The 15099-nt window shown below is 35.5% G+C and carries 17 protein-coding genes and 1 pseudogene; 6 read left to right on the forward strand and 12 right to left on the reverse strand.

From position 1 onward, the window contains the following. Window positions 1-15: 15 nt before the first annotated feature. Window positions 16-1452, reverse strand: a complete 1437-nt coding sequence (locus tag THESIDRAFT1_RS00730; RefSeq protein ID WP_006569194.1) for an IS200/IS605 family accessory protein TnpB-related protein — start codon at window positions 1450-1452, stop codon at window positions 16-18. Then, window positions 1433-2012: pseudogene (locus tag THESIDRAFT1_RS12800) on the reverse strand (IS607 family transposase). The gene THESIDRAFT1_RS00730 and the pseudogene THESIDRAFT1_RS12800 overlap by 20 nt, the downstream one beginning before the upstream one ends. A gap of 208 nt (window positions 2013-2220) precedes the next feature. On the opposite strand from THESIDRAFT1_RS12800, the gene THESIDRAFT1_RS00745 reads away from it, so the two are divergent. After that, entirely contained in the window at window positions 2221-2904 is a 684-nt protein-coding gene (locus tag THESIDRAFT1_RS00745; RefSeq protein WP_003867132.1) for a rhomboid family intramembrane serine protease, read from the forward strand. 43 nt (window positions 2905-2947) lie between these two features. On the opposite strand, the gene THESIDRAFT1_RS00750 is transcribed toward THESIDRAFT1_RS00745, so the two are convergent. Genes THESIDRAFT1_RS00750 through THESIDRAFT1_RS14470 form a run of 3 tightly spaced genes read right to left on the reverse strand, consistent with a single transcriptional unit; the run spans window position 2948 to window position 3913 of the window. After that, on the reverse strand, window positions 2948-3208 hold the full coding sequence (locus THESIDRAFT1_RS00750) for a hypothetical protein (protein WP_244262696.1): 261 nt from the start codon (window positions 3206-3208) through the stop codon (window positions 2948-2950). A 59-nt stretch (window positions 3209-3267) separates the two neighbouring features. Further along, complete coding sequence (locus THESIDRAFT1_RS14465; RefSeq protein ID WP_341853116.1) at window positions 3268-3687, reverse strand: ATP-binding cassette domain-containing protein; 420 nt, start codon at window positions 3685-3687, stop codon at window positions 3268-3270. Beyond that, window positions 3683-3913, reverse strand: a complete 231-nt coding sequence (locus THESIDRAFT1_RS14470) for an ATP-binding cassette domain-containing protein (protein WP_003867135.1) — start codon at window positions 3911-3913, stop codon at window positions 3683-3685. Before THESIDRAFT1_RS14470 ends, THESIDRAFT1_RS14465 begins: the two co-directional genes overlap by 5 nt. A gap of 399 nt (window positions 3914-4312) precedes the next feature. Here THESIDRAFT1_RS14470 and THESIDRAFT1_RS00765 point away from each other — a divergent pair, with 399 nt between their 5' ends. Continuing rightward, on the forward strand, window positions 4313-5524 hold the full coding sequence (locus THESIDRAFT1_RS00765) for an NADP-dependent isocitrate dehydrogenase (protein ID WP_006569195.1): 1212 nt from the start codon (window positions 4313-4315) through the stop codon (window positions 5522-5524). Window positions 5525-5554: 30 nt separating this feature from the next. Here THESIDRAFT1_RS00765 and THESIDRAFT1_RS00770 read toward each other — a convergent pair whose 3' ends face one another. Next, window positions 5555-6073 (reverse strand): GrpB family protein, encoded by a 519-nt coding sequence (locus tag THESIDRAFT1_RS00770; protein WP_003870852.1) that lies wholly within the window; start codon window positions 6071-6073, stop codon window positions 5555-5557. 249 nt (window positions 6074-6322) lie between these two features. Beyond that, complete coding sequence (locus tag THESIDRAFT1_RS00775) at window positions 6323-6667, reverse strand: YIP1 family protein (protein ID WP_006569196.1); 345 nt, start codon at window positions 6665-6667, stop codon at window positions 6323-6325. 60 nt (window positions 6668-6727) lie between these two features. On the opposite strand from THESIDRAFT1_RS00775, the gene THESIDRAFT1_RS00780 reads away from it, so the two are divergent. Both THESIDRAFT1_RS00780 and THESIDRAFT1_RS00785 read left to right on the forward strand, forming a co-directional pair. Beyond that, window positions 6728-8056, forward strand: a complete 1329-nt coding sequence (locus THESIDRAFT1_RS00780) for an NfeD family protein (RefSeq protein WP_006569197.1) — start codon at window positions 6728-6730, stop codon at window positions 8054-8056. Then, window positions 8049-8822, forward strand: a complete 774-nt coding sequence (locus THESIDRAFT1_RS00785) for a slipin family protein (RefSeq protein WP_006569198.1) — start codon at window positions 8049-8051, stop codon at window positions 8820-8822. The genes THESIDRAFT1_RS00780 and THESIDRAFT1_RS00785 overlap by 8 nt, the downstream gene beginning before the upstream one ends. A gap of 263 nt (window positions 8823-9085) precedes the next feature. Here the strand turns inward: THESIDRAFT1_RS00785 and hemL are convergent, their stop codons facing one another. Beyond that, window positions 9086-10375 (reverse strand): glutamate-1-semialdehyde 2,1-aminomutase, encoded by a 1290-nt coding sequence (gene hemL / locus THESIDRAFT1_RS00790; protein WP_006569199.1) that lies wholly within the window; start codon window positions 10373-10375, stop codon window positions 9086-9088. Between the two features lie 122 nt (window positions 10376-10497). On the opposite strand from hemL, the gene THESIDRAFT1_RS00795 reads away from it, so the two are divergent. Together THESIDRAFT1_RS00795 and THESIDRAFT1_RS00800 are read left to right on the forward strand one after the other, a co-directional pair. Next, on the forward strand, window positions 10498-10782 hold the full coding sequence (locus THESIDRAFT1_RS00795) for an AbrB/MazE/SpoVT family DNA-binding domain-containing protein (protein ID WP_003867142.1): 285 nt from the start codon (window positions 10498-10500) through the stop codon (window positions 10780-10782). After that, on the forward strand, window positions 10763-11164 hold the full coding sequence (locus tag THESIDRAFT1_RS00800) for a PIN domain-containing protein (protein ID WP_006569200.1): 402 nt from the start codon (window positions 10763-10765) through the stop codon (window positions 11162-11164). The genes THESIDRAFT1_RS00795 and THESIDRAFT1_RS00800 overlap by 20 nt, the downstream gene beginning before the upstream one ends. Here the strand turns inward: THESIDRAFT1_RS00800 and THESIDRAFT1_RS00805 are convergent. The 4 genes from THESIDRAFT1_RS00805 to hemC all read right to left on the reverse strand — a co-directional run bounded on the left by THESIDRAFT1_RS00805 (window position 11156) and on the right by hemC (window position 15090). Next, window positions 11156-11647, reverse strand: coding sequence for a precorrin-2 dehydrogenase/sirohydrochlorin ferrochelatase family protein (locus THESIDRAFT1_RS00805; RefSeq protein ID WP_244262780.1), 492 nt, complete (start codon window positions 11645-11647; stop codon window positions 11156-11158). The two genes, THESIDRAFT1_RS00800 and THESIDRAFT1_RS00805, sit on opposite strands and share 9 nt — an antisense overlap. A gap of 61 nt (window positions 11648-11708) precedes the next feature. Further along, entirely contained in the window at window positions 11709-12683 is a 975-nt protein-coding gene (hemB, locus tag THESIDRAFT1_RS00810) for a porphobilinogen synthase (protein WP_006569202.1), read from the reverse strand. A gap of 14 nt (window positions 12684-12697) precedes the next feature. After that, window positions 12698-14191 (reverse strand): uroporphyrinogen-III C-methyltransferase, encoded by a 1494-nt coding sequence (gene cobA / locus THESIDRAFT1_RS00815; protein WP_006569203.1) that lies wholly within the window; start codon window positions 14189-14191, stop codon window positions 12698-12700. Then, complete coding sequence (gene hemC, locus THESIDRAFT1_RS00820) at window positions 14191-15090, reverse strand: hydroxymethylbilane synthase (RefSeq protein ID WP_006569204.1); 900 nt, start codon at window positions 15088-15090, stop codon at window positions 14191-14193. The genes cobA and hemC overlap by 1 nt, the downstream gene beginning before the upstream one ends. Between the last annotated feature and the right edge of the window lie 9 nt (window positions 15091-15099).

The raw sequence follows: 15099 nt of genomic DNA on the forward strand, positions 1-15099 counted from the left end.
CAGGAACTTGCGCCCTCACGGGTCTCCCCACTTGCCCTGAATTAGTAATCCTTTCAGGGTAGAGAAGTCTCTTGGTACCTTCTCAGGAGAGAATGGAGTCACCACCGCTACCTTGAGAACTTGCCAGAAATCATAGGTACTAAAACTTGTTCCATCCAGAGGTTTCAATACCCTTTCTGACTCACTCTCAAGGCTTTGTAAAAATTCTATTGCTTTGTCTATTTCTCTCAAATGCTTTTTCTTTAAATGTCTGTTTTTGACTGTGTTTTTTATATGCTCTTTTAATTCTTCTAATTCCTTTTCAGTCAATGTGTTGAGAAACTTTATATAATTATCTGGTATCTTTTCTTGTAGTCCCAACCCCCTTCTTGCTATTACATAGGCCGCTGCTATATCTTTTGTTATCATATACTGCGGTGCATATTTTAACATCCCTATTATTGAGGTGTAAGAAGGATTGACTTCTGTTACTTCTATCCTTTCTCTTCTTGCTAGTGTTTTTATTTTTGAAAGAAGTGATTTATAGCTAAAATTATGTCTTATCCTTCTTGATTTTCTCCCTGAAAAGTCCCCTCTTTTGCCTTTGTCTTTTATTTCTAATTCTTCAATTACAATTGCTTTTCCTTTCTCTTTTGCTATTTTTACTATTTCATGAGCATACTGCCATCTGAAATATTCTCTTTTGTCTTTATCTCCACTTGCAAGCTCTGGCATTGACATATTCCCATAGCTTATTAGATTCCCTTTTTCATTTGTCTCTGCCCATGATATGTTGTCTGGATATGCATTTATATCTATCCCTATTGCTCCTTTTTCTTTTGTTATTTTTATTTCTGGATATTCTTCTTCAATAGCAAAATAAGCGTATATATTGCCATTTTTAAGTTTTAATTCTACAGAGTATGGCATGTTTGATTTGGCAATTTCCTGAAGTATCTCTTCTCTGTTTTTATTCTTCTTCCATCCCGCCTGTATCTTCGCATATACGTACTTTCTTTCCCCTACATTTATCCTTAAAAAAGTGCCATTTTTTCTTACTTCTATTCTTGTGTTGAGATTTCCTTTTTTGCTTTTATCCCCTCTTGAATAGAGATTCCCTTTTCTTTTCTCATGCCACCTAATTTTTAATTTTTTATATGCTTTCCCGTTTATATGGCGTTTTTGTAGTTTTTTAAATAATTTTCTTCCTCCAAAGATTACTTTCTTCGGATTACTCCCTAATTCTTTAGAGGATTCTAATGTGCTTCTTGCTTTCATTATTGCATCATCTACATATCTTGAGTTTAAATCAAATGTTCCTTGAAGGTCTCTTTTTAATGTTTTTCTATCATAGCCTTCTAAAAGCCTTTTGTATGCAAATCTCATGCAGGATGACCATCTTTTCATTAAATCTAATACTATTTGTTTGTCTTGTTGAGTTAGAAAAATAAGTTTAGCCTGTATTACTATCATGCTTTTTGCCACCCCGTTGTCCGTAAATTCTTGCTGCGAAAGATGTTACTATTGCTATTAAGTCTTCTGCTAGTTCTTTATTTGCATCTTCTTCGTTTTCTTTCCCATTTAAAACTATAAGCTCCACTCCAAAGCTTTCCATGAAAAATTTGAGATATTCAAAGCCAAATCTCGCTAGTCTATCAGGATATTCTATTACAACTTTTTCAACTTCTCCTCTTTTTATCTTGTTCAAAAGCTTTAATAAGCCTCTTCTATTTTAATTTACTCCACTTGCTATTTCGGATATGACTTCATACTGCCATCCTTGGGAATTAGCGTATTCTTCAAGCCTTCTAATTTGATTCTTAAGATATTCTTCTTGTTTCTTTGTGGACACTCACTTTAGGTTTTGGTTTTTCTTCCAGCATGCCTAATAACTTCTCTATATCTTCTTTTTTGTACCTTCTTCTTCCTTTTGGTGTCCTAACTGGGGTTATTAAGCCTTCCTTTTCCCAGTTTATTAATGTAATTCTGCTTATATCATACAGCTCTTTAACCTTTTTTATAGTTAATAACATTTATCATCACCCAATCAAAATTATGTCATTTTTTACTACTAATTTCAACTGTTTTAACCTCCTCTTTTCCTGGCACTTAATAAATTTACTTAATCATTACAATATTACTTTTTCAGAATTACTTGTGCTATAATCTTAATATAATTTTGATTTGATACGGAACTCGGTTTTCCTGCAAAGGTAGAATAAAAAAAGTGGAGGGTTAAAGATGTTTCCAATCAGGGATAATATACCAAGCAGACGACCACCCCTCATTACGCTCCTGCTCATAATAATAAATTCGATCATCTTCTTCACTCTTTCAAGTGCTTCATACAGCACTTTTGCCGGGTTTGTTTACAAATACGGGCTTATACCGGCAAAAATTACAAAACTGGTTATATCCGGTGTACCGTTTTCCGGCAGCGACTTATACCCTTTTATCACCAGTATGTTTCTTCACGGTAACACATTTCACCTAATTAGCAACATGTGGATACTTTGGCTGTTCGGAGATAATGTTGAAGATAGAATGGGTCATATAAGATTCCTCATTTTCTACATCCTTAGTGGGGTAATCGCAGGTGTATTTCACCTGGTTTTTAATCCCATCTCACCAGTGCCGGTGGTAGGGGCTTCTGGAGCTATTGCAGGCGTTATGGGTGCTTACTTCATATTATTCCCGTCGGCAAGGATAATCACCCTGGTACCAACCTTTTTCCTGGTTCCAGTCTTCCTCCCAATACACGCCGTAGTCTATCTCTTCCTATGGTTCCTGACCCAGCTCTATTCCGGCACGGTCTACTCTGTCATTGGTGGTACAACGGTTGGTGGAATAGCCTGGTGGGCGCACATAGGAGGATTTATCAGTGGTGTGTTGTTAAATAGGTTCTTCCTTAGAGATAGGTATTAATTAACTCGTGCTCACAATGGCGATTCCTCCAGTCCAAAGAAAGCTAATATGTACCCAATAATCCATTTTTTCTGGCGTATCTACTACTCATGCCAAAAACTACCGAACCAACTACAAACCACAGCATACTCACAAGTATAAGCATCAGCCACTCATTGTAAGAAATAGCAATATTACTTACGGATTTTCTTGCTATATCATTTCCCACTGTAAGAGGTATAATGCAACTAATTGCGCTAGAAGGAGATGTTTTACTCAATGTGTCTGTTACAAAAAGAAGCAGGATTTGTATAAGTAGCGTCAATTAATTAATTCTTTTTGCTATTAGAGAAAGTCCTCCCAAAATAAGTCCCATGGCATACATCATATACCCCAAAAGGAGGAATCAGCTGTTTTTCTTAAAAAGTCAGTATCATGGGAAGCAATCAATACTGTTATCTTCATCTCCTCTCTCAAAGTCTTAATAGCACTGGTAAGTAAGATACGTGATTCTATATCTAATCCATTGGAAGGTTCATCCAAAATTAAAAGCTCCGGTTCGTGAAGTAAAGAAGCAGTTATTGTTACCCTTTCTTTTTGACCCATTGAAAGAGTGTTTACTTTTCGTGTTAATAATTCTTTCGTTTTTAGAACGTCTGCATATTTTTCTATATTTTTCTTTAATTCTCCCATTGTTTTCCCCTTTATACTTCCAAAATAATAGTAATTATCAAGGACAGAAATAGCCCAGTATAAATTCTTGTTGCCTTCAAGTACTACGCCTATTTTTTCATTATTTTTAATCGAGTTTTGTCTTCCATTTTGATATTAGATATAATAACTTCATAATAACTTCACCTGAATCAGGAATTGTTAAACCGCATATTATTTTGAGTAAAGTGGTTTTCCCTGCTCCATTCGGGCCGAGAAGTCCTACTATTTCCCCTTTATTTATATCCATAGATATATTGTTTAAAACTATAACCTTGCTTTTATTGTATTTTTTGTATAAATTTTTAACAGTAAGCAAATCTTTTATCCTTCCTTGTTATTGTCTATCGAAAGTATAATTACATCATTTTCTAAACCTGCTTGATTTTAGCATTATTAATGGTGCAGTTATTGAAGTGTCGATACCCATTTTACTGCATCGTTTATAAGAAGAAAGTAATTCCTTTTGTGGACATAAAAAGTCCATTTTTAATACCCCCAAAATGCTATAAACATTTTTAAAAATTTATTAATTCCATAAAATATTATACAATATTTAAAATTAAATTTGTGGAATTTGGAACGAAAAGGATAAAATAATTTTTCTGTTGCGAAAATATGACTTATCCTATATAATAATATTCAAGTTATGCTTTATCAATTTGTATTGATAAATTTTCGAAGTTTTTGTTATATTTTAAACAAAGGAGAGAAATAAATGGCTGATAAAATTCAAATGAAGGTTCCCCTCGTTGAAATGGACGGGGACGAAATGACAAGAATCATATGGAAATTGATAAAAGAAATACTTTTAGAGCCCTATATAGACCTCAAAACGGAATATTATGACCTTGGAATTAAAAACAGAAACGAAACAGAGGACCAAGTCACAGTTGATGCGGCATATGCCATCAAAAAATATGGTGTTGGTGTAAAATGTGCAACAATTACTCCCAATGCCCAGAGAGTTGAAGAATACAATCTTAAAAAAATGTGGAAAAGCCCTAATGGTACAATCAGAGCAATACTTGACGGAACAGTTTTTCGCACACCTATTATTGTAGAAAGTATCAAACCTCTCGTAAAAACATGGAAAAAGCCCATTACAATTGCAAGGCATGCCTATGGAGACATTTATAAAGATGTGGAATACAGAGTCGAAAATAAAGGAAAAGCAGAACTTGTTTTCGTATCAAAAAGTGGTGAAGTGTCAAAGCAGACAATACATGAATTTGAAGGTCCTGGAGTTATCCTCGGCATGCACAACACTGATGAATCAATAAAGAGTTTTGCAAGAGCATGTTTTAACTATGCCTTAGACACCAAGCAGGATTTGTGGTTTGCGACCAAAGACACCATATCAAAAATATATGACCACAGATTTAAAGACATATTCCAGGAAATATATGAAAATGAATATAAAGAAAAATTTGAAGAAGCAGGAATTGAATATTTTTATACCCTTATTGACGATGCCGTAGCTCGAATTGTAAGGTCTGAAGGCGGAATGATTTGGGCATGCAAAAATTATGACGGCGATGTGATGTCAGATATGGTAGCAACAGCATTTGGAAGCCTCGCCATGATGACTTCTGTACTGGTATCTCCTGATGGTAAATACGAATTTGAAGCAGCTCATGGAACAGTTACAAGGCATTATTATAAATACCTTAAAGGAGAAGAAACTTCTACAAATTCTATTGCTACAATTTTCGCATGGACAGGTGCTTTGAAAAAGAGAGGAGAACTTGACGGAATAGAAGACCTTGTAAACTTCGCAGATAAACTTGAAAAAGCATCCCTTCAGACAATTGAAAAGGGCATAATGACAAAAGACTTAGCTATGCTTTCTGACTTGCCAAATAAAACTGTTGTAAATACAGAAAGTTTCCTCATTGAAATTAAAAAGACATTAGAAGAAATATTATAAAAAGGATAGGCAAGGGAACCGTCCCCTTGTCTATCGTTCTTTCGTTGCCTTTTGATCAATCTCTTTGATAAAGTGATCCTTCCCTTTAATATATTCCTCAATATTATAGGGATACTTTTTGGCTAATTCGTCTTTCAAGTCAGAATAGGCTTTTGCCTCATCTGGATGATTTATTAGATAATCCCTAAATCGAATATGACGTGCAATTTCGGGATTTCCAGTTTGAAAAATATGAACATGATGTGTACGATTAATCTCATCCCCTTTTATGAAAAATCTCCGATTTGGGATTCCGTTTTCTCCTAAAGGAATATAGCCTTGTTGAATTAGCTTGTCATTAAATTGGTCTACTTTATCTATTTCTTTAACCTCAATTAAAATATCAATTATCGGTTTAGCTTTTATATTCGGAATAGCTGTACTACCAATATGGTGAATATCAACGATTATATCTTTCAATATTTCCCTTAATATTTCTGCTTCATCTTCAAATTTTTTCTTCCAATCTGATTGATAATCAATAACTTCTACTTTTCTCTTATTTTTCATTTAAGTTTCTTCACCCCTAAGAATAAATTTGTTAGCATGCTGCGTAAAAATAGGGCTTTTGTCAGTGATTTCGAGCTTTCCTCCTGTCATTTCTTGCATATCAATCCAGCAGTTTATAATAATCAATATTCACAAACACCGTCACAAGAAACGCAAAAACTGTAACCCAATAAACATCGCTCTTCCTTCATTCCACTTGACATTTTTATTCCTATAGCTATTATAACAAACTGCCACACCATGAAGGGATCAATACTTCTCAAAAAGCCATATATTGTAGTTCCTTTTAGAAGGGATAAATATAGCTAAAGACATATTCACATAAAGTTGTCCCGTAAAAAAGGATGCAATAAAGCATATTAGAAAATATATTAAAACAGGAGTATAGGCATAACCAGTAATTGAAAATAATTGTACTACATCCGCTTTTCCTCTAAATACCCATTTGATTATAGCATAAAGAGCTAATACGATAAAAATCCACGAAAGTGTATTATTTATAAGCGTAGAAGTTATTACAGATCTTGGCGCCAACTTAATAGCTAAATCTATTTCATGTGGCGTAAATCTTTCAAAAAAATTTCTGTCAATCACATAAAATACTATATAAAATTTTTCAGTTATGTTAAAATGTTATTAAAGGGGGAACAAAAAGTGTTTAATTTAAGGAAAATTTTACTATTTATAATCTTGTTAATTTTTGTTATACTGCCACTTTCTTCTTTAAAAGCAGTTCCGCCCCAAAGCCCCGTTTATGTACTATCCATTGATGGCCCTATTGTACCAGTTGTCGCAGATTACATTGAAAGCGGTCTTCAGGAAGCAGAAAAAAATGGTGCAAGTTGTATAGTCATAGAACTTTCCACACCTGGCGGTTTGTATTCTACTACTCAAAAAATCGTCACAAAAATACTAAATTCTCCTATTCCTGTTGTAGTATATGTCTCCCCCGCAGGAGCTTGGGCGGGTTCTGCTGGTACTTTCATAACACTTTCAGCAAATGTCGCTGCAATGGCTCCTGGAAGTAGAATAGGCGCTGCCCATCCTGTGTCAATGGAAGACGACTCTGCTTTATCAGATGTACAAAGGCAAAAACTCACTCATGACGCTGCTGCCTGGATAAGAAGCATCGCAGAAAACAGAGGGAGAGACCCCAAAAATGCTGAAATGGCAGTTATTGAAAGCAAATCTTTTACTGACACAGAAGCATTAAATGCCCATTTAGTCGATTTTAAAGCTACTAATTTAAATGACCTTCTAAAAAAAATAAACGGCCTTACAGTCAAAAATTTTGACGGCACAATTACAACTTTGCAAACTGATGGTCCAATCAAATACTTCCCAATGTCTTCAGCTCAAAAATTTCTCTTTGCAATAAGCGATCCAAATATTGCTTATCTTCTCATGAGCGCTGGTATCTTGGGCATTGTATTGGAGCTTTATCATCCTGGGGCTATCTTTCCCGGTGTGGCAGGAGGAATAAGCTTACTTTTAGGCCTCTACACACTTGGAACATTAAATGCTCAATTAAGTGGAATGCTTCTTGTCATATTAGGGCTTGTGCTTTTGGCATCTGAGGCCTTTGTGGTAAGCCATGGAATTTTAGCAGTGGGCGGTATAACTTCCTTCGTACTTGGCTCTTTAATGTTATTTAGTGGAAACCAAATGGGGCTCACTATAAACAAAGGAGTAGTTTTCGCAACAGCCTTTTTCATGGCAGCTTTTGTTTCTTTCCTCTTAGCTGCTGTTATAAAAGCTCAAAAGAGAAAAGTAGTCACAGGAGTAGAAGGTCTAATTGGTGAAATAGGTATTGCAGTAAGTGATATTAATCCAAATGGCATAGTCTTGGTAGAAGGAGAAAGGTGGCAGGCAGAATCTAAAGAGTATATTGCAAAAGGCGAAAAGGTGGTCATTACAGCAGTAGAGGGTTTGACAGTTAAAGTTGAAAAAATAAAAGAGGGAGGCAGTAAAAAAAATGATTGAGAGTTTTGCATTTCTATTCACCTTATTAATAATCCTTATAAGTTTAATTTCCGCATCCATTAGAATAGTACAGGAATACGAAAGGGGCGTAATTTTTCGTCTCGGGCGCTACGTAGGTGTAAGAGGACCAGGAATATTTTTCTTGATTCCTATAATAGAGAGAATGCAAAAAGTAGATTTGAGAGTCATAACAATGGAAGTACCAACACAAGAGGCAATTACAAGAGACAACGTTACTGTTAAAGTAAATGCAGTAGTATACTTCAGAGTAATAGACCCTGCCAACGCTGTTATAAAAGTTTTAGACCACATAAGAGCAACATCTCAGCTGGCACAAACTACACTAAGAAGCGTTTTAGGTCAGTCTGACTTAGACGAATTATTATCTCACAGAGAAGAAATAAACAAGAGGCTTCGCGAGATTATAGATGAGGGAACAGAGCCATGGGGAGTAAAAGTGAATCTTGTGGAAATAAGGGATGTAGAACTACCACAAAGCATGCAAAGGGCCATGGCAGCACAAGCAGAAGCAGAAAGGGAACGCCGTGCTAAAATTATAAATGCTGATGGAGAATATCAAGCAGCGGCAAAACTTGCTGAAGCTGCCCGCATCATAGCCTCACAACCCGTTTCTCTGCAACTTAGGTATCTTCAAACTTTAAGAGAAATAGCTAATGACAGGTCAAACATAGTAGTTTTCCCTCTATCTTTGGATATTCTACATCAATTTTTCCCTCAAGGACAAAAAGAAAGTAAAAATGAATAGTTTTAAGCTGCTGAGTTTTCAGCAGCTTAAAACTGTAAACAAACTATTTTGCAAGATTGGCATTTTGTGAAGGAATGCGACTCGCGACAAAGCAGTAACTAAACTTAGCAAGTGTGATGACAGAGGCGGGGCTGGAGCCATGGATGGCGGAAGCGGCCACCTGAGACAAGGATGTCGAATGTGGCCGGAACCCCGCCGGAGTCTGAGAGCGAGCATTTTGCAAATAGTTGTCAATAAATGTGAATATGCCTTTATTCTAATTGCTAACTTATAATTTTCGCCACTTCAAAACTTGTTTCAATCGTTTTTTCAATGTCTTCATCTGTGTGAGCAGTTGACAAAAAGAAGGTTTCAAATTGCGAAGGCGGCATGTATATTCCCCTTTTAAGCATCTCTCTAAAATATTTAGCGTACAAAGTAGTATTTGATTTTAGCGCAGACTCATAGTCTTTTACTTCGTGTTTATTAAAAAACATGCACATCATGCTGCCTATTCTATTTATTGTAACATCAATTCCATTTTGAACCATGCTTTCTTTTAGCCCTTTACACAATTTTTCTGCTTTCTTGTCTAACTCTTCATAAATATTGGAAGTTTCAGATAATATTTTTAAAGTCTCAAAGCCTGCTATCATTGCTAGAGGATTGCCAGACAAAGTCCCTGCTTGATACACCGGTCCATCAGGAGAAACCATTCTCATAATCTCTTCTCTTCCTCCATAGGCACCAACAGGAAGACCTCCACCAATAATTTTACCAAGCGTAGTAATATCAGGCATAATGTTGTAAAGTCCTTGTGCCCCTGAATAAGACACTCTAAAACCTGTCATCACTTCATCAAAAATTAAAAGTGATTTATACTTTGTAGTAATCTCTCTCAATCCCTTTAAAAACTCTTCATCAGGCAAAACAGTACCCATGTTTCCGGCAACAGGTTCTACAATGACACCAGCGATATTTTCACCATAAACTTTAAAAATATCTTCTACCATTTTGATGTCATTGTATCTCGCTATAATTGTGTTCTTTGCTACCTCTTTTGTCACGCCCTTTGAATCAGGCATTCCAAAAGTAAGTGCCCCTGAGCCTGCTTTTATAAGTAAGCTGTCAGAATGTCCGTGATAACATCCTTCAAATTTTACAATGATGTCTCTGCCCGTATATCCCCTTGCCAATCTTATAGCACTCATAGTGGCTTCTGTGCCTGAATTTACCATTCTGACAACTTCTACAGATGGAACAGCCTCAATTACTTTTTCTGCCATCTTAACTTCTAACTCTGTGCAGGCTCCAAAACTGGTCCCAAGTTGTGCCTGCTTTTTAATAGCTTCTACCACCTGTGGATGTGAATGCCCAAGTATTAGCGGTCCCCATGAAAGAACGTAGTCTATGTATTCATTGCCATCTTCATCCCAAATATGACTTCCTTGCCCCTTTTTTATAAAAACAGGAGTAGCTCCTACTGATTTAAAAGCCCTTACAGGGCTATTGACACCACCCGGCATAAGTTTTTTAGCCTTTTCAAAAAGCTTTTGCGATTTATCAGTTTTCACAGAATCACCTCTTCCTAAATTTTTATCATTCTCTGTTTAAATTTCATGAATAAATCATAAGTAATTGAAAAATAATAAATCATGTATTATAATCTAAGTAAAAGATATGTGGAGGTGAAAAAATGATACATGCTACGTCTACAATTACAGGCAAAGGACAAATTCAATTGCCTGCAGAAATCAGAAAAGCAATTGGCGCTGATATAGGAGATAACGTCATCTTCATAGTACAAGACAACAAAGAAATAGTGTTGAAATTAATAAAAAAGAAAAAGCTTTCACAATTAGGTGGAACGTTAAAATCTCAAGTAAAATTCAAAAGCATTGATGAAGAAACAGAAAATACAAAAGAAATTTGGGTAAATAAAAGAGTAAGGAGAAATAACAATGGAGAAAATATGGATTGACGCCAATGTCATTTTGAGATACCTTTTAAAGGACAATGAAGAATTTTATGCAAAAGCGTATGAAATTATGAAAAAAGCGGACAGCGGAGAATTAAAACTTCTCGTATCTCCTCTCACTATTGCAGAAGTAGTATGGACACTTGAGTCTTTCTACAAGATATCAAAGGATCAAATAGCTGATACGCTTATTACCTTTATATGTTCTGAAGCTGTGGAAGCAGAAGAACGGGACACATTAATTCTATCTCTAAACAGCTATAAAGAAAATAATGTTGATTTTATTGATGCGTATATAGCTGCCCACGCAATAAATTCAGGAAACAAAAAAGTATTTACTTTTGATAAAAAACATTTCTCAAGGCTTAACGTAGAATTATTTTAACAGCCCGCTTTTTTCAATAATTTCTCTGTAAATAGCCATTTTCTCTTCTTCAGCAAAATCTTTTTCCTTTAATTCCATCCTCTTCTGATATAGTTTTTGTAATAGTTTTTCATAGTCATCATTGAAAATTGACTCCAATTTTTCTTTTATCATTCTCGAAAGAAGTGGACTTTTGCCACTTGTAGATATAGAAATAATTAAGTCTCCCCTTTTTACAATGGCAGGTACAATAAAAGAAGAAAGGTCTTTATCATCAACCACATTTACAAGCACATTGTATTTTTCTCCATCTGACGCCACAAATTTATTTACCTTCTCATCATCTGTAGCAGCAATCGCAACAAAAAATCCCCTTACATCTCCTTGTTGATACTCACGTCTTATAAGTTCCACCTTTTCTTTTGCTGCAAGCTCAATTATTCCTTCATCAAAAGAAGGAGAAATGGCAGTAACTAAAGCTTCTCCTTCAACAAGAGATAAAATTTTTCTAAGAGCAACTTTGCCACCCCCTACAACAAGGCATTTTTTGTTTTTACATTAAGCATTACAGGGTAATAAGCCATTTCGCAACATCCTTTGCAAAGTAGGTTATAACTATGTCTGCCCCTGCCCTTTTAATTGAAGTGAGTATTTCTAAGACTACCGATTTTTCATCAATCCAACCCATCTTAGCTGCCGCCTTTACCATTGAATATTCTCCACTTACATTATAAGCAGCAATAGGAATGTTGAAATTATCCTTTACCCGCCTTATAATATCAAGATAAGAAAGTGCCGGCTTTACCATGACAATATCTGCTCCTTCTTCAATGTCAAGAGCTATTTCTCTTAAAGCTTCATTGGAGTTTCCATAGTCCATTTGATAAGACTTTCTATCGCCAAATTGTGGAGCAGAATGGGCTGCTTCCCTAAAAGGTCCATAAAAAGAGGAAGCGTATTTAGCACTGTAAGCCATAATAGGTGTATTTACAAATCCTTTACTATCTAAAAGCTTTCTTATGGCAGCTACTCTTCCATCCATCATGTCAGAAGGCGCTACAATATCCGCCCCTGCCTCAACATGGGACAAGGCTATTTTAGCTATGTAGTCTACTGTTTTGTCATTTAGAACTTGGCCATTTTCAACAATACCACAGTGTCCATGAGTTGTATACCCACACATACACACATCTGTTATTACCACAATTTCTGGCACTTTTTCTTTTATTTCTCTTACGGCTTTTTGAACGATACCTTCCTCACTGTAAGCCTCTGACCCCAATTCATCTTTATATGAAGGCACACCAAAAAGTAAAATAGCAGGAATTCCAAGGTCACGCACTTCTTTAACCTCTTCTACAAGCAAATCTATAGAAAAATGGTAAACACCCGGCATTGAATCTATCTCTTCTTTTATATTATCTCCTGGCACAACAAAAAGAGGATATATAAGGTCGCCTACATCTAAAGAAGTTTCTCTTATCATATCCCTTAAAATGCTGTTCATCCTAAGCCTTCTTGGCCTTTTTACCAAATCCATTTTATCTCCTCTTTCTATTGGTTTTGATAGTTTTTTAATATTTCTTCAATAAGTTTTTCCGTTGTGTATTCACTTGACATTATGTCTACATTAAATCCTTTATCCTGTATAGCTTTCTTTGTTACAGGTCCTATTGCAGCTATTTTAGAGTTTTTTAGAAGATTTATTTCGTCTCCTATTAATTGATGCATATAATTAAAAGTAGAGGAACTTGTAAATACAGCAATATCTATTCCTTTGCGGAGTTCACTTATAAGCTTTCCCTTTATTTCATAATTTGGTTCATTTTTATATGCGACAATTTTTTGTACGTTAGCGCAATTTCCTAGGCTTTCCATCAATATATCCCCACCTATCTGAGAAGTCAAAAGCGCTATGTTTTTTCCTTCAACATGTTTTTTAAGTGCATTTGCCAAAGAGTATGAAGTGTATTCCTCAGGAATTATATCTGGATATATAAAAATATTTTCTAAAGCTTCCGCAGTCTTACTTCCTATCGCTACTACTTTAATACTTAAATTTCTTAAATCAAACCTTTTTTCTCGGGAAGCTTCAATAAAACTCCAAACGCCATTTACACTTGTAAATACAGCATAATCGAATTTATGTATTTCTTCCAAAAACTTTACTATATTATCTAAAAACGGCGTGATTTTAATAGTAGGACAAACAACAACATCTGCTCCCTCTTCGCTCAAAATTTTTTTCATCTGCTGTGACTGTTCATAGGTCCTTGTAAGCAAAATCCTTTTTCCAAAAAGCTTTTTGTTTTCGTACCATTTTAATCTATCCCTTAATGCCACAACATCTCCTACAGCAAAAACTCCCGGATTTTTTATTCCTTCTTTTCGGACGAGACTTGGAATATCAATGAGTTTCCCAGTTACAACTTTTTGCTTTGGAGTAGTGCCTTCCATTACTACTGCTGCTGGTGTATGAGGATCTTTGCCGTAATTAAGAAGTTTTTGCACAATTTTTTCTATATTTTTTATCCCCATGAGAAATACAAGTGTCCCCTCGAGTTTTGATATGACCCCCCAATCGAGGTTTTTATCTTTCCCTTCCCATTCATGACCCGTTATTACGTGAAATGAAGAGCTTAAATCTCTATGAGTTACAGGAATTCCTGCATAGGATAGGACAGCCACTGCAGATGTTATGCCTGGCACTACCTCATAAGGTATCCTTTTTTGTGAAAGGTATTCAGCCTCTTCGCCACCTCTTCCGAATACAAATGGGTCTCCTCCTTTAATTCTCGCTACTTTTTTGCCAGAAAGGGCCTTTTTCGCAATTATTTCGTTTATTTTATTTTGAGGTACTTTGTGATTATCCGGAAACTTTCCAACATCAATAAGCTCTGCATCCTTTTTTGCCATTTTTAAAATATCTTCATTAATGAGCCTATCATACACCAGCACATCTGCATTTTTTATTAGTTCGACTGCTCTCAATGTTAAAAGCCCAATATCTCCAGGTCCTGCTCCGATCAAATATACAGTCCCTGACATCATATACCTCCAAATTCTTCAATAAGCTTTTCTATCATTTTATCGGTTTCTTCAATTAAGCCAGTCACTTCACTTTTTAAAAGCTTATTCTCTTTTTGATAAGCAACTTTTATGTTTATTTTTTCTTCGTCTTCCTCTTTTCTGTATTGGGCATAGGCACCAAAAGGCTGTCTACAATTAACTCCAAAGGCTTTTAGAAGTTCCCTTTCAACAGAAGCCTCAAAAAATGTTTTTCTATCAACAATGTAGGGATAAAACTCTTGAAATATATTATCAAAACTTTCTGCAATTTCTACTGCAAGAATTCCCTGACAAGGTGCTGGTACAACTACATCAGGTGGAAAATACTCAGTAATAATATTCTCCAATCCTAACCTGTGCAAACCCGCCGCTGACAAAACAATGCCGTCAAGGTTTAGTTCTTCCATTTTTTTGAGCCTCGTCCTCACATTACCTCTTATTGGAACAATCTGTATGTCTGGCTTTAAAGCTTTAAGCTGCACTTGCCTTCTTAAACTGCTGGTCCCAATTTTAGCCCCTTCTTTTAAATCCATAAATTGCGTACCATCTCTTGAAACAAACACATCCTTTGGGTCTTTTCTTTTTAAAACTGCCATGAGTTTGAGCCCTTTAGGTATTTCATAAGGCATGTCCTTCATGCTGTGGACTGCCATGTCAATTTCGCCTTTGAGCAATGCACTTTCTATTTCTTTTACAAAAACCCCTTTTCCCCCTATTTCACTAACAGGTTTGTCAATTAATGCATCCCCTTGTGTGGTTATCTTTACTATTTCAAATTCAAAATCCTGCCTAAACTTTTTTATTTCATTTATAACCATTGCAGTTTGCTTTAAAGCCAATTCACTTGACCTTGTGCCGACTTTTATAACTTTTTTCATCTTTACCTC

It is taken from the genome of Thermoanaerobacter siderophilus SR4 (assembly GCF_000262445.1).
Classification (GTDB): domain Bacteria; phylum Bacillota; class Thermoanaerobacteria; order Thermoanaerobacterales; family Thermoanaerobacteraceae; genus Thermoanaerobacter; species Thermoanaerobacter ethanolicus.

Excerpts from the sequence above, each read along its gene's own strand:
- THESIDRAFT1_RS00730 (WP_006569194.1), bottom strand. The coding sequence starts at position 1,452 with ATGATAGTAATACAGGCTAAACTTATTTTTCTAACTCAACAAGACAAA.
- THESIDRAFT1_RS00745 (WP_003867132.1), top strand. The coding sequence starts at position 2,221 with ATGTTTCCAATCAGGGATAATATACCAAGCAGACGACCACCCCTCATT.
- THESIDRAFT1_RS00765 (WP_006569195.1), top strand. The coding sequence starts at position 4,313 with ATGGCTGATAAAATTCAAATGAAGGTTCCCCTCGTTGAAATGGACGGG.
- THESIDRAFT1_RS00770 (WP_003870852.1), bottom strand. The coding sequence starts at position 6,073 with ATGAAAAATAAGAGAAAAGTAGAAGTTATTGATTATCAATCAGATTGG.
- THESIDRAFT1_RS00785 (WP_006569198.1), top strand. The coding sequence starts at position 8,049 with ATGATTGAGAGTTTTGCATTTCTATTCACCTTATTAATAATCCTTATA.
- THESIDRAFT1_RS00795 (WP_003867142.1), top strand. The coding sequence starts at position 10,498 with ATGATACATGCTACGTCTACAATTACAGGCAAAGGACAAATTCAATTG.
- THESIDRAFT1_RS00800 (WP_006569200.1), top strand. The coding sequence starts at position 10,763 with ATGGAGAAAATATGGATTGACGCCAATGTCATTTTGAGATACCTTTTA.
- hemB (WP_006569202.1), bottom strand. The coding sequence starts at position 12,683 with ATGGATTTGGTAAAAAGGCCAAGAAGGCTTAGGATGAACAGCATTTTA.
- cobA (WP_006569203.1), bottom strand. The coding sequence starts at position 14,191 with ATGTCAGGGACTGTATATTTGATCGGAGCAGGACCTGGAGATATTGGG.
- hemC (WP_006569204.1), bottom strand. The coding sequence starts at position 15,090 with ATGAAAAAAGTTATAAAAGTCGGCACAAGGTCAAGTGAATTGGCTTTA.